Raw genomic sequence first — 14,580 nt, 5'->3', positions numbered from 1 at the left:
GATGCAGTGGGCGATTGCATACAATCAACACTCCCCCCGCAACAACTCAGTTTAACGTCAATTGGGGGGTAGGGGTAATGCACGTCCGCAGAGTTCGCCAAAAAAGAGAGATATTATAGGTTGAAGTTCTTCCTATATGCAGCCCCTCTTTACCCTGTTTAGCTGAGTGGAATTTATTTGACCGTTCCCTTAAGGAGTTAGAGGAAAGCGTTTAGAGTAGAAGCTTAAATGCCGATCTGAAGTGAGTCTTACGCCCCCTGGAAGCCCCCTTACGCTCGCGTACTTATGAATCCTGACCTGCACAACTCAGAGACCCATCCGCTTGGCGATATTCTCATTGTTGATGACGAATTGAATAATTTGCGAGTTCTTTCAGCAATTCTCCAATCGTATGGTTATGGAGTGAGACAAGCGATCGATGGGAGGACTGCACTAAAAGCGATTGAAGTCGAACCACCTGATTTAATTCTTTTAGACATTATTATCCCCGATATTGGCGGTTATGAAATCTGCCAACAGTTGAAGCAGAACCCAGCAACGGCAGAAATTCCGATTATCTTTTTAAGTGCCTTAAATCGAACCAACGATAAAGTTAAAGGTTTTGAAGTAGGCGGTGCTGACTATATTACTAAACCGTTCCAATCTCAAGAAGCGATCGCGCGAATCGAGCATCAACTCAAAATTCGCTCCCTTCAACGTCAATTGCAGAAAAAAAATGAGAAGCTCGAGTTAACGCTTAGCCAGCTAAAGAATATGCAACTGCAACTCATCCATGCCGAAAAAATGTCGAGTTTGGGGCAGTTAGCAGCAGGCGTTGCTTACGAAGTTCAACAACCGATGAATTCTATTCATCAAAATATCAATCGAGTTGTCAAAGAAGCCAGTCAAATCTTAGAGCCGCTCGCCTCCTATTTTGCAACCGATCTCAATACCAATCCTGACGGGTTGGCGCAATTAGATAGAGATAAAATTCAACCGTCAATCGAAGGATTTTCAAAAGCTGTAACGACCCTGAAAAGCGATGCAGCTAGAATCGAAGACATTATGGCTTCGATGTGCTATTTTGCGCGTACCGATAGCGCCCAGATGCAGCAGTTAGACGTACATAAAGGCTTAGAAAGTACGATTACTATCCTGCAAAACCGCCTGCAAACCCGCGAGGAACTTCCCCCCATTTTGCTTAGAAAAAATTATGGAAATATTCCTTTGATTGAAGGCTATCCTGGACAACTCAATCAAGTTTTTTTGACGCTTTTAAGTAACGCGATCGATAAGCTAGAGGAAAAGCTCGAAGCGGGAGTAGACTTTGCCCCAACGATCGCAGTTTCAACGCAGGCGATTGAGTCCCCCTTTCCCGGAGTCGAGATTCGGATCGGCGATAATGGCAATGGCAGCAGCGGGGAAGTAGAAGATCGCTTATTCAATCGCTATTTTGCCAGTGAGGCTCCTCTAAAAGGAAATGCGATCGGCTTATCGATCGCGCATTCCATCGTCGTCGAGCGCCACGGCGGACAATTACAGTATTCCTCAAATGTGGGGGAAGGAACTGAATTTTTCCTGCGTCTTCCCCGACAAGCGGCCTTTTAAATCCCGTTCCCTTCAGTTTTAATAACCGTAGCAAGCAATACAAACTCAGACTTTATGCTACTCTAGAGAGAAAGTTTGCGCGTTAGCCCAACTCCTCAACCGTAGAAACAAGAGATATCAATTTAAAGTTTCTCAGAGGATGCTGTCGCTCTCTTTTTCATGATTCAGGGTGATTTTAAAATTTTTTTGGGTGGAATAGCCATCAACAATAATTAATCCCATTTAAAATCGGTCTCCAGAGAAGTATGAGTCTCGCAACCATTAAGGCTGGAGTCATCCTCATTATCGATGACAATCCTAGCAACCTAGAGGTGTTGAAGCAGTGCTTGGAACTCGCTAACTTTAGCGTTTTAACCGCACAAATTGGAAATCGAGGGTTGGAGGTTGCCGAATCCGAACAGCCCGACCTAATTTTACTCGATCTTCATATTCCGGGACTCGATGGTTACGAGCTATGCGCCGCGCTCAAAAATAAGCCTGCAACGCGAGAAATTCCGGTCGTATTTATGACGGGCTACGATGATGAAGACACTCGCATCAAATGCTTTGAAGTGGGGGGTGTGGATTACATTGCCAAGCCGTTCCACCTAAAAGAAATGCTAGCGCGCATTCGCCATCAACTTACGATTCGATCGCTGCAAGCGCAACTCGATCGCAAAAATGCTGAGTTAGAGTTGCGGGTTGCCGAACGAACTGCCGAACTAGAACGGGCAAACGCGCAACTGCGGCAAGAAATCGCCGAGCGTCAAGAAGCAGAAGCTGCCCTAAAAGAAGCGCAACAGCGTTACGAATTAGTAGTGCAGGGTTCGGGGGATGGAATTTGGGATTGGAATTTGGCGAGCGACGAAGCTTATATCTCGCCGCGTTACATAGAAATTTTGGGCTATGCACCCGGAGAAATCGATCGCGTCTCCTGTGCGGAGTTTACCAGTTGGGTGCATCCCGAAGACCGCCCTCGCGTTTGGCAAGCGCGCTGCCGCCACCTCAATACTGGGGAGCCTTACCGCATCGAATATCGCTTGCGCAAAAAAAATGGAGATTATTGCTGGGTGGCTTCGCGCGGGCAAGTCATTTGGGATAAAGTCGGCACTCCCGCGCGCATGGCTGGCTCCATCAGCGATATTACTCGCCTCAAAGAAGCAGAAGCAGAACTCCATCAATATCGAGAAGAGTTAGAGTCGCGAGTGGCAGAGCGAACGGCTGCTCTTAATGCGGCTAACGAACATTTGCTTCTGGAGATTCGCGAGCGCACTGCTGCCGAAATTGCCTTGCGCCAAGTTCAGGAGCGCTACGAACTCGCAACCAGCGTTTCCGGGAACGGGATTTGGGATTGGGATCTCGTTACGGATCGAATTTATATCTCCCCGCGCTTCGCGGAAATTTTAGGGTATAGCGAAGATGAGATCGTCCCCTATACGCGGGAAGACTCTTTAAACTGGCTGCATCCAGAAGATAGAGAGCGTATCATGGCTGCCGTGCAAGCACATCTCCAAGAGCAAGCGCCCTACTGCGTTGAATACCGCCTTCGCAACAAACAAGGCGAATATTGCTGGATTTCTTCGCGGGGACAAGCCACCTGGGATCGAAACGGGAAACCGCTGCGCATGGCCGGTTCCGTCAGCGATATTACGCGGCTCAAACAGACAAAAGCTGCACTGCGTCAAGCTAACGAAGCCTTAGAAGAACGAGTGCGGGAGCGCACCGCTGCCCTCCAAGAAAGCGAACAGCGCTTGAAAGCTATCTTGGATAATACGACCTCAGCCATTTATGTCAAAGATTTAGAGGGCCGCTATCTGTTGGTTAACCCGGAAGTTTTAAGAATTTTTAATCTTTCCGAAGCAGAACTATTAGGAAAGAGCGATCGCGAAATTTTGCAGTCAGAATTCGTTGAATCGTTTATGGCAAACGATCGCAAGGTTCTTGAGGCTGGAATTCCCTTAAAATTTGAAGAACGGGTTCTCCTGAGCAACGGGAAGGAGCATTCTTATATTTCGATTAAAGCGCCCCTGCGCGATGAGAGCGGAAATATCTACGCCATCTGCGGTCTGTCTACCGATATCACCGAACTCAAACAGGTGGAAGCGCAATTGCGAGAGAGCCAGGGAGTGTTACATTTGTTTGTCGAACACGCCCCGAGCGCGATCGCGATGTTCGATCGTCAAATGCGCCACCTTGCCGTCAGCCGTCGCTGGCTGAGCAACTATCAATTAAACGAGCGCGATGTCATCGGACGCTCCTACTACGAAATCTTTCCCAACCTCGACGAAGGTTGGCGAGAACTCCATAATAAAGCATTAAACGGCGAATTTGTCAATGTTGAAGAAGTGGAAGTGACCCTAGCCAACGGTAGCAAAGAATGGTTGCGCTATGAAATTCATCCCTGGCAAGATCGTACTGGCAAGATCGGCGGCTTGACGATCGGCAGCGAATTCATTGGCGATCGCAAACGCGATCGAGACAAACTCCAGCAACTCGCCCGAACTTTAGAAGAGCGGGTGCGGGAGCGAACCGCGCAATTCAAAGACAGTGAAGCCAAATTCCGCGCCATTCTCAACAATATCCCCCATAAAGCATGGCTCAAAGATCGAGAAAGTCGCTTTGTCGCAGTCAATCTGCCATTCTGCGACGCGCTCGGACTCAAACCCCAGGAGCTAATCGGCAAAACCGACGATGATATTTGTTCGCCCGAACTGGCGCGAGAGTACAAAGAACGCGATCGCGCCGTTATCGCCTCCGGCAAACAACAGCGCGTTGAAGAAGACTGGATTACCCCTGAAGGAGAATATCGTTGGGTAGAAACTTACAAACGCCCCATCTTTGACGACGACAATCAAGTTACCGGTACGGCGGGGATTGCAATGGATATCACCGAACGCAAGCGAGCCGAAACCGAACTTCAAGAACTCAACCAACAACTGCGCAACTCCAACGTCGAACTCGAACGCGCCAAACAAAACGCCGAGGCTGCTAACCAATCCAAAAGCGACTTTTTGGCAAAAATGACCCACGAATTGCGCACGCCGCTCAACGCCATTTTAGGCTTTACGCAAATCCTCACCCGTGCTGAAAATCTCCAACCCGATCAATACCAGCAATTAGAAATCATCCTCAGCAGCGGCGAACACCTCTTAACTTTAATTGACGATATTCTCGATATGTCCAAAATTGAAGCCGGTAAAGTCGAACTCAACCTCACTCATTTTGACTTCTACATTTTGATCCATACCCTCGAGCAGATGTTGAGGTTTAAAGCGCAAGTGAAGGGATTAGCGCTGAGCGTAGAAGTCGCTCCCGAGGTTCCCCAATATCTCTGCGCCGACGAACAAAAATTGCGCCAAGTCCTCATCAATCTGATCGGCAATGCCATCAAATTTACAAAAATGGGTTTCATTACAGTGCGAGTCGCTCTAGGAGATTGGGAAGAACCAAACTCAGAATCGACGGAAGTCGAGTCCCTACGGTTCGAGGTTGTCGATACCGGATGCGGTATTGCCGAGCGCGAACTCGATGGCTTATTCGAGGCGTTCGCGCAAAGCGAAGCCGGACGCTATGCTTTAGAAGGCGGGACGGGCTTGGGTTTAGCGATTAGCAAGCACTTCGTCGAACTGATGGGGGGGCAAATCGAGATTGACAGTACGTTGGATGTCGGGACAAGGGTTCGCTTTAACATCAAGATTGCGCCCAGCGCTTCGGAAACCGTCGCTTGCGGGCAACTGCGCCAGCGCATTTGCGGTTTAGCCCCCCATCAATCTCAATATCGTATCCTCGCTGTCGAGGATGGTTGGGATAACAGAAAATTACTGGTCGAATTGCTGTTGCCTCTCGGGTTTGAGGTTTTAGAAGCCAGTAACGGTTTAGAGGGCGTGCAGATGTGGGAAAAATACAAACCGCATTTAGTGTTAATGGATTTACAAATGCCGGTGATGAACGGCTACGAAGCGATTCAACGAATTCAATCCGCTCCCGGCGGCCGCGACATTCCGATTATTGCACTGACGGCGGCGGCATTTGAGAGCGAGCGCAAACAGGTGTTGGCGGCGGGCTGTCGGGACTACCTGACTAAGCCTTTTCAAGTCGAAGAACTGCTCGAAGCGATCGCGGCATCTTTAGGAGTTCGATACTTGTACGAAACGACCGCCTGCAAAAATTCTCAGCCCCTCGAACGACCGCTGACGCTGACAGAGGACAGCTTTAAGGAAATGCCGATCGCGTGGCTGACTCCTTTGCATTGGGCGGCAGTGGCTTGCGATCGCGATGAAATTTCCCACCTGCTCGAGGAGATTCCTCCCGAGCGCCACAGCTTGCGCCGCCAGATTGAGGACGCGATCGAAAACTTCGACTTTCCCAGCATTGCGCGGCTGAGCGAACCTTTTCTCCGGCAAAACGAATAAACTGATAGTATCCCTTGTGGGAAATCTACTGCCTTGAAAAAGCCGGTAATGGCTTAACGTTTAGACAAATCCATGAGCATCAAAGATAAACCTAAAGTTCCAATTTCTCGCATCATCGGCAACATTCTGTTTGTGTCGGGGGTGTTGTTCCTGCTGGCCAATCTCTTGTTACCGCAACTGTTTGGTCCGGCTATTCCCCGCGTTCCCTACAGCCTCTTTATCGACCAAGTTGAAGGAGCCGAGGTAACAGAAGTGTTAGTAGGCGATAAAGAAATTCGCTACCGCCTGAAAAGCGAAGAAGAAGGAAAGCCCGGTCAAATTCTTTCGACTACCCCGATTTTTGACCTCGAACTGCCGAAACGCTTAGAAGCTAAGGGCGTGAAGTTTGCCGCCGCGCCGCCGCCTCGTAATAGCTGGTTGGGCAGCGTCATCGGTTGGGTGGTTCCTCCCCTGATTTTTGTCGGGATTTGGTGGTTTTTCCTCGGACGCGGTGCTGGGGGCGGCGGTCCGCAAGGCGCGCTTTCGTTTACGAAGAGTAAGGCGAAAGTTTACGTTGAAGGCGACTCGGGCAAGATTACCTTTGATGATGTCGCGGGCGTGGAGGAAGCGAAAACGGAACTCGAAGAAATTGTCGAATTCTTGAAAACGCCGCAACGCTATATTGATATCGGCGCGCGCATTCCTCGCGGCGTACTGCTGGTCGGGCCGCCGGGAACGGGTAAAACCCTGTTGGCGAAAGCCGTAGCGGGTGAAGCAGGCGTGCCGTTTTTTAGCATTTCGGGTTCGGAGTTTGTCGAACTGTTTGTGGGTGCGGGTGCGGCGCGGGTTCGCGATTTGTTCGAGCAAGCGAAGCAGAAAGCACCTTGTATTATTTTCATCGACGAGTTAGACGCGATCGGTAAGTCTCGCGCCGGTAGCGGCGGTTTTGTCGGCGGTAATGACGAACGCGAGCAAACTCTCAACCAATTGCTGACGGAGATGGACGGTTTCGGTGCGGGCGACGCGACGGTTATCGTTCTTGCGGCGACTAACCGACCGGAAACGCTGGATCCGGCGTTGTTGCGTCCCGGACGTTTCGATCGCCAAGTCCTCGTCGATCGCCCCGATCTCGCCGGTCGTTTAAAAATTCTCGAAATTTACGCCCAAAAAATCAAACTGGATTCTGAAGTCGATTTAAAAACGATCGCGGCGCGCACTCCCGGTTTTGCCGGTGCGGATTTAGCAAATTTGGTCAACGAAGCGGCCTTACTCGCTGCGCGGGGCAAACACGAGAAGGTAGCGCAAGCGGACTTTAACGAAGCGATCGAGCGCGTCGTCGCCGGTCTCGAGAAGAAAAGCCGCGTTCTTAATGAAAAAGAGAAGAAAATTGTCGCTTATCACGAAGTCGGTCACGCTTTAGTTGGCGCGACTTTACCGGGCGGCAGCAAAGTGGCGAAAATCTCGATCGTGCCGCGCGGGATGGCTGCCCTGGGTTATACCTTACAAATGCCCACCGAAGACCGTTTCCTGCTCTCAGAATCGGAACTGCGCGGTCAAATTGCCACCCTCCTCGGCGGGCGCGCGGCGGAGGAAATTGTTTTCGGTAGCATTACTACGGGCGCTTCTAACGACTTGCAACGGGCCACCGATATGGCGGAACAAATGGTCACGACTTACGGAATGAGTAAGGTTCTAGGACCGCTCGCTTATCAAAAAGGGCAGCAAAATACTTTCCTTGGCGATGGGATGAATCCCCGACGCATGGTCAGCGATGACACGGCAAAGGCGATCGACGAAGAAGTTAAGGAAATTGTCGAAACGGCGCATCAAAAAGCGCTCTCAATTCTGAATGACAATCGAGAATTGCTTGAAAGTATCGCTCAAAAAATTCTCGAAGTTGAAGTGATTGAAGGTGATACTTTGCAAGAATTACTCGGTCAAGTTAAAGGGTTGGAATTAGCGAGTCATTCCTGAATAATTGAGCTTTAGCAATTATTCAGCAATCCCTAAATTAACAAGAGTCAAGTTGTTATAAACTTGGCTCTTTTTTGTGAAAAACGATTGATTCTTTGGGAGATTAGGAGTTACCGGCAAACTTAAATTTGGGGTTTGCGATCGAAGCCTTGGAGCAGTTATGTTATCGCTAAAATGCGCTGGAGAGCCGCCGTGCCGGAATTTCGAGATACATTATGCTTTTAGGGTTCCTTAAAAAACATAATCTCGCAGCATTTTCCGGATCTCAACGTTGTGCAACTCTTCTTGACCGATCGCGCCGCGTGCAAATTCTTCTAGATAAACACTGGCATCTTCGACTACATCGAGTAAAGATTTATACAACTCTAATGCCTTACGCTCGTGGTTGAGACTCTCTGTCAAAAGGGCTTTGAGATCGTGGCGGTTCGTTTCTTCAATCGGCGCAATTCGCATACTGGGATGTCCTTCCAGTCCGGTTAGCACTTCTCCTGCTTGTTGGGCGTGCATCAGCGATTCATTCGCTTGCGCTTGGAAAAATTGGACGATGGGGATGCGATGCGGCCCCGTCACCATTAAGGAATAATGCGTGTAGCGGACGACACCAGCCAATTCAAACTCCATAATCTGATTGAGGAGGTGGATTGTTTTTTCGCGATCGAGTTCTTTCATGGCTTCTTTTCAACGTTATTGAGTAAGGGTTTGGGTTAGCTTGCAGAAGTTGTTCGGACAAACAAACTGCCTGTAGCGCCTTGCGGCTTCTTCTCAAACCGCGCGGCATCTCTGCCTCCATCAAACACTTTTTGAGAATTATTGTCAAGTAAGAAGGGATTTTCTACCTGTACTTAAGCATAGAAGAAAAATCGAGAGTCGTTCGACAGGCTACAGATCGATCGCGGGATTCCCCCTCAAAATCATTGTGGGTAATGCTGACCACCTGCCCCGAAGGATTTCATGAAGGACAATGTGTTTCCCGTAACCTATTCAACCCTCGAGAGTTCGGCGCTTGTTAACCGCGTGCTGACGCAGTACAAAATCGAAGCGATTGAGAACTGTCAGTTTTGGAATCGGGGATTGAGCGATGTATATTTAGTGGAAACGCTCGGGAAACCCTACATTTTAAGAGTTTCTCACCACCATTGGCGTTCCCAGTCCGATATCCAGTTTGAGCTTGAATTGCTCGATTTTTTGCGACAGCGCCATTTGCCTATTGCTTACCCGTTGCGCACCACAGACGGGCAATTGTTTGTGCCGATTGATGCGCCGGAAGGACAGCGTTATGCAGCCTTGTTTATTTACGCACCGGGACAAATCCCCGTCGGAGATCTCAACCCGAAGCAAAGTTGGCAATTAGGAGAGACACTCGCAAAAGTGCATAATACAGCGTTGGATTTTCGCTGCACGGCACCGCGCCAAGCTTTAACTCTCGAGTATTTGCTGGATGACTCTTTTGGAGCGATCGCGCCGTTTTTGCAAGAGCGCTCCCAAGACTTAGAATATCTCGAGGGCGCGATCTCTCGGGTTAAACTTCAGTTAGGCGATTTCCCCTGCGAACCGCCATTTTGGGGCATCTGTTGGGGAGATCCTCACAGCGGTAACGCTCATTTTACCCCAGACGAACAAATTTCCCTCTTTGACTTCGACCAATGCGGTTACGGTTGGCGCGCCTTCGATTTAGGGAAGTTTTTACAAGTTTCCGCCCGCGCTGGTTTGAGCAAAACGGTGCGAGAAGCTTTCATGGCGGGCTATCAAAGCGTTCAACCCTTAACCGAAATCGAAATTAATGCGTTGCGCGCTTTCACAAAAGTCGCTCATATTTGGGTATGGTCGATTAATATCAACATGGCCGTCGTGCATAACTGGTGCCGCTTGGACGACTATTACTTTCGGCAGCGCTTGGAACAACTCAAACATTTAGCATCCCCCGATTGTCCCTTGTTTTAGGTGGACTCGAGCCGATCGCTGGGCAACCTAGAGTTATATAACCTACAATTTCTCGAGCATCCGGCAGTAGTATCTGCGATGACTGGCAGCATCGTACTGGTAGGATTTACGTTAGAATACCTCAAGGCTTAAAGTGCAAATGTATTACTTGCGGCTTGAATCTGATGCTTCAATGACTGATAACGGATGACTGATGAGTGATAACTGAAATGACTTCCACCGCCCCCCTGCTTCTCCTCATCGACGGACATTCCCTCGCATTCCGCTCCTACTTTGCTTTCGCGAAGGGGCGCGATGGGGGTTTGCGAACTTCTAACGGTACGCCGACGAATATTTGTTTCGGCTTTCTCAAGTCGTTGTTGCAAGTCATGCAAGCAGAACAGCCTCAATATTTAGCGGTGGCTTTCGATCTGGCTACACCCACCTTCAGACATGAAGCGGACGCGACCTATAAGGCGGATAGACCCGACGCGCCGGAAGATTTTGCCCCGGATCTCGAAAACTTGCAAAGACTGCTGTCAGCGCTCGAATTACCGCTGATTACCGCTCCGGGTTACGAGGCGGACGATATTCTCGCAACCTTGGCGACGCTGGGGAGGGAGGCGGGGTATCGCGTCAAAATTGCTAGCGGCGATCGCGATTTGTTTCAATTGGTGGATGACGAACGGAATGTGAGCATTTTGTATTTCGATAATAGTGCGATTAAGGGGTATTCCGCGATCGGCGCGATCGAATTCAACGCTGCCGCCGTCGAGAAAAAATTAGGCGTAAAACCCACTCAAATTGTCGATTACAAAGCCCTTTGCGGCGATAAATCCGATAACATTCCCGGCGTTAAAGGGATTGGCGAAAAAACTGCCGTCAAGCTACTGGCAGAATATGACAACTTAGAAGCGATTTATCAAAACCTCGATAGCATTAAAGGAGCAAACCAAAAGAAACTCGACTCCGGCAAACAAGACGCAGAAAATTCTCGCTATCTCGCGCAACTCAAATTCGACGTTCCCATCGAAATCCCTCTAGAAAGATTGCAACTGCGAGGGTTCGACACAACCGCAGTTCAACCCATCCTCGAAGAGTTAGAACTTAAACGCTTTATTCAACAGATCGATCGCATCCAAGAGCAATTTGGCGGTACAATCGAACCCCCTCCCGAAGCGCCAGAAGAAACGACAATTGCGCCCGAACCGGACGAAGAATTTGAAGACGAAGCGTTATGGTTTTTTAGCGCCGAAGATACGCGCCAAGCCCAGAAAGAAGAAAAAGCCCTAATCGAGCCGCTTATCGTCGATACGCCGGAAAAATTAGAGCAACTCATTCAACAACTCAAACAGCAGGTTAATCCACAAAATCCCGTTGCTTGGGATACCGAAACGACATCTTTAGAACCGTTGCAATCCGATTTAGTCGGACTCGGCTGCGCTTGGGGAACCGCTACGGATAATGTCGCTTATATTCCCCTCGGACATACCCTCGGAACGCAACTCGAAAAGCAACAAGCGATCGAGGCTTTGCGCCCCTTTCTTGAAAGCGAACAATATCCCAAAGCGTTCCAAAATGCTAAATTCGATCGCTTAGTTTTATTTGCCCAAGATATTCAGCTTCGGGGTGTCGTTTTTGACACGATGCTGGCAAGCTATATCTTAAACCCAGATCGCGGTCACAGTCTCAGCGAACTCTCATTACGTTACCTATCGGGGATTGAATCTCAAAGTTATAAAGATTTGGGCATTCCTAAAGGAAAAACGATTGCCGATCTCAGCATTTCAACTGGTGCAGATTACTGCGGAATGGATGCCTATGCAACCTATTGTTTAGTTGAAAAACTTCAGGCAGAGTTTGAAGCCGTTCCCGAACTGAAAAAACTTCTGCTTGAAGTCGAACAACCCTTAGAACCGATTCTTGCAGCGATGGAGGAACGCGGGATTCGCATCGATATTCCCTACCTAAGCGATCTTTCCCAGCAACTCGAAAAAGATTTACAGGAAATCGAAGATAGCGCTTACGAAGCAGCAGGCGAAAAGTTCAATCTCGGTTCGCCCAAACAGTTGAGCGAACTGTTATTCGATAAACTCAATTTAAACCGCAAAAAATCGCGTAAAATCAAAACGGGTTATTCGACTGACCATGCGACTTTAGAGAAATTACAAGGCGATCATCCCGTTATCGATCGCATCCTGGAACATCGTACTCTCTCCAAGTTAAAATCGACCTACGTCGATGCGCTGCCCGCCCTCGCAGATCCAGAAACTCATCGCGTTCATACCGATTTTAATCAAACCGTTACTTCAACCGGAAGGCTTTCTTCCTCCAATCCCAACTTACAAAATATCCCTGTTCGCAGCGAGTTTTCCCGACAAATTCGCAAGGCATTTTTACCCAAATCAGATTGGCTTTTAGTCTCTGCCGACTATTCGCAAATTGAACTACGCATCTTAGCGCATTTAAGTCAAGAACCTGTCTTGCTCGAAGCTTACCAAAATAGCAGAGATGTCCATACTGTGACGGCGCAATTGGTGTTCGATAAAGAGAAAGTAACGGCAGACGAGCGTCGTTTAGGGAAAACGATTAATTTTGGGGTAATTTATGGGATGGGGGCGCAACGATTTGCGCGAGAAGCTGCCGTAAGTAGTGCAGAAGGTAAAATCTTTATCGATAAATATCGCGCGCGCTATGCTAAAGTGTTTGAGTTTTTAGAAAGCATGAAAAAAGCCGCGATCGCGCAAGGATATGTAACGACGATTCTCCAGCGCCGCCGCTATTTTAACTTCGCCAGTCCGAGTTTACAAAAATTACGCGGGAGCGCTCCAGATCGCATCGAACTCGATAAGTTTACCAACGTCGGGCAAGGCGACTCTCAATTATTAAGGGCTGCCGCCAATGCACCGATTCAAGGATCGAGCGCTGATATTATTAAACTGGCGATGATTCAGTTGGAGCCGATTTTACAAAACTATCGCGCGCGCCTATTATTGCAAGTTCACGATGAATTAGTTTTTGAAGTTCCGCCGGAAGAATGGCAGGAATTAGAACCCAAAATTAAAGCGACGATGGAAGGTGCAATTCAGTTAAGCGTTCCGTTAGTGGTAGAAGTTCGCGCTGGCAAAAACTGGATGGAAGCTAAGTAATGGATAATGGATAATGGATAATGAATAATGGATAATGAATAATGAATAATGGATAATGAATAATGAATAGAGGTATAGCGTTTTTCATAGGGGTGAGGTACGCTCTTTTTAAAAGCTATACAAAAGAAGGGCGAATACCATTCGCCCCTACGGGGCGGCGTTGAATTTCGAGGTTTTAGGGGCGCTGTTTTCACGGGGCGGCGCTTGATTGTCGAGGGAACCTCGACTAGCGCGCCCCTTGAGGTTCCCTCGAAAATTGGAGCCGCCCCGTCTCGAAACCCGCGCCCCTACAAATTCAATTTTGAAATTTGTACCTCACGCCTCAAAAAAAAGGCGATATTCACTATTCGCTATAGCGACTGCTGCTTGCTCTCGTCAAAAGGTTCGCCTTTAAACGGTTGAACGCCTGTTGCCGGATAATTATCGTCTGATGGACTGAATATCCGTTTAATTCCGTTCCAAAGATAAAGTAGCGTGTCTTTAAGTCCTTCCATAACTACCTCTTTTTTTGAACTTGGTTAAGCCCTGGTTGTAACTCGATACGGCAACAGTTTAATAGCTCGGGTTTTCTCTTGAAATTCGATCCCAGTTCGATTTATCTCAATTTTTCTTGCTTTATCAATCGCAAGAGCCTCAATCTTGCCAGCGCGTTTTCGCAAATTTGCACGAGAGGAAACCGATCGTAACTTATACCGTCGATGCCAACTCAACGCGAGGATATCGATAAAATCCTCATGTCTCGATCTTAAAACCCACTCCGGATAAAAAGGAGATATAGTTCGCACAAATTAACAAGAATGTTACAGTTTGTTTGCACTTTCAGCACTTAAAAAAAATTAAAGTTTCCTCGAATGCTGTCGGAAACTGCCTCGATCGCTAGCATTTGACCGAGGGGACGCACGAGACGGCTGGAAACGGCAATTTGGCGCAATCTTCTTAAATGCGAACCGAACCTGCCGCGTTCTAAGCTAATCTTGTCTATATGTAACCGTTTGTAAATTTGCAGGAGGGAATCTTGGAACGGTCTTTTATCATGATTAAGCCTGACGGCGTGCAACGCAACTTGGTGGGCGAAGTGATTCGGCGCTTTGAAACGAAGGGTTTTACCCTAGTCGGACTGAAGCTGGTATCGGTGTCGCGCGATTTAGCCGAAAAGCATTACGGTGTCCACAAGGAAAGACCTTTCTTTGGGGGCTTAGTGGATTTCATTTGCTCTGGCCCCGTGGTGGCGATGGTTTGGCAGGGTGATGGCGTAGTGGCTTCCGCCCGCAAACTGATTGGGGCGACGAATCCTCTCAATGCGGAACCGGGAACGATTCGGGGGGATTTTGGCGTGAGTGTTGGCAGGAATATCATTCACGGTTCCGATGCGATTGAAACGGCGCAAACGGAAATTAAGTTGTGGTTCAGTGACAGCGAGTTAGTGAGTTGGGAACCTTGTAACAAAGCTTGGTTGTACGAGTAACTCGAATTTGACGCTAGAGTGCAGCCCGAAATTCATTTTTCGGGCTGCAAGCTTTTAATAACTCCCACTCGCAAGATGACGGGGTTTAGCAAAAGTCTTGATGAAAATTTAATTT

At 48.5% G+C, this 14,580-nt stretch carries 8 protein-coding genes; 6 read left to right on the top strand and 2 right to left on the bottom strand.

Features of this window, described 5'->3' with window-relative positions:
• Positions 1-285 precede the first annotated feature (285 nt).
• From H6G50_RS01870 to ftsH4, 3 genes are all read left to right on the top strand, one after another.
• Positions 286-1,587: a hybrid sensor histidine kinase/response regulator gene (locus H6G50_RS01870; protein WP_190712687.1), complete on the top strand. Its 1,302-nt coding sequence runs from the start codon at positions 286-288 to the stop codon at positions 1,585-1,587.
• Between the two features lie 245 nt (positions 1,588-1,832).
• Positions 1,833-5,978, top strand: coding sequence for a PAS domain S-box protein (locus H6G50_RS01865; RefSeq protein ID WP_190712685.1), 4,146 nt, complete (start codon positions 1,833-1,835; stop codon positions 5,976-5,978).
• A gap of 72 nt (positions 5,979-6,050) precedes the next feature.
• Entirely contained in the window at positions 6,051-7,931 is a 1,881-nt protein-coding gene (gene ftsH4, locus H6G50_RS01860) for an ATP-dependent zinc metalloprotease FtsH4 (protein WP_190712683.1), read from the top strand.
• Between the two features lie 231 nt (positions 7,932-8,162).
• Here the strand turns inward: ftsH4 and H6G50_RS01855 are convergent, their stop codons facing one another.
• Positions 8,163-8,600 (bottom strand): ferritin-like domain-containing protein, encoded by a 438-nt coding sequence (locus tag H6G50_RS01855; RefSeq protein WP_190712681.1) that lies wholly within the window; start codon positions 8,598-8,600, stop codon positions 8,163-8,165.
• A 282-nt stretch (positions 8,601-8,882) separates the two neighbouring features.
• Between H6G50_RS01855 and H6G50_RS01850 the strand changes: the two genes are divergently transcribed.
• Positions 8,883-9,872, top strand: a complete 990-nt coding sequence (locus tag H6G50_RS01850) for a phosphotransferase (protein WP_190712679.1) — start codon at positions 8,883-8,885, stop codon at positions 9,870-9,872.
• A gap of 209 nt (positions 9,873-10,081) precedes the next feature.
• Positions 10,082-13,000 (top strand): DNA polymerase I, encoded by a 2,919-nt coding sequence (gene polA, locus H6G50_RS01845; protein WP_190712678.1) that lies wholly within the window; start codon positions 10,082-10,084, stop codon positions 12,998-13,000.
• 350 nt (positions 13,001-13,350) lie between these two features.
• On the opposite strand, the gene H6G50_RS01840 is transcribed toward polA, so the two are convergent.
• A complete protein-coding gene (locus H6G50_RS01840; protein ID WP_190712676.1) occupies positions 13,351-13,494 on the bottom strand; it encodes an isochorismate synthase in 144 nt (47 codons plus the stop codon).
• Between the two features lie 521 nt (positions 13,495-14,015).
• Between H6G50_RS01840 and ndk the strand changes: the two genes are divergently transcribed.
• Positions 14,016-14,465 (top strand): nucleoside-diphosphate kinase, encoded by a 450-nt coding sequence (ndk, locus tag H6G50_RS01835; protein WP_190712674.1) that lies wholly within the window; start codon positions 14,016-14,018, stop codon positions 14,463-14,465.
• Positions 14,466-14,580: the final 115 nt, after the last annotated feature.

The sequence above is a fragment of the Oscillatoria sp. FACHB-1406 genome, from assembly GCF_014698145.1.
Classification (GTDB): Bacteria; Cyanobacteriota; Cyanobacteriia; order Cyanobacteriales; family Spirulinaceae; genus FACHB-1406.
This window is presented reverse-complemented; position numbering and strand designations above follow the sequence as displayed.

Excerpts from the sequence above, each read along its gene's own strand:
- H6G50_RS01870 (WP_190712687.1), top strand. The coding sequence starts at position 286 with ATGAATCCTGACCTGCACAACTCAGAGACCCATCCGCTTGGCGATATT.
- H6G50_RS01865 (WP_190712685.1), top strand. The coding sequence starts at position 1,833 with ATGAGTCTCGCAACCATTAAGGCTGGAGTCATCCTCATTATCGATGAC.
- ftsH4 (WP_190712683.1), top strand. The coding sequence starts at position 6,051 with ATGAGCATCAAAGATAAACCTAAAGTTCCAATTTCTCGCATCATCGGC.
- H6G50_RS01855 (WP_190712681.1), bottom strand. The coding sequence starts at position 8,600 with ATGAAAGAACTCGATCGCGAAAAAACAATCCACCTCCTCAATCAGATT.
- H6G50_RS01850 (WP_190712679.1), top strand. The coding sequence starts at position 8,883 with ATGAAGGACAATGTGTTTCCCGTAACCTATTCAACCCTCGAGAGTTCG.
- polA (WP_190712678.1), top strand. The coding sequence starts at position 10,082 with ATGACTTCCACCGCCCCCCTGCTTCTCCTCATCGACGGACATTCCCTC.
- H6G50_RS01840 (WP_190712676.1), bottom strand. The coding sequence starts at position 13,494 with ATGGAAGGACTTAAAGACACGCTACTTTATCTTTGGAACGGAATTAAA.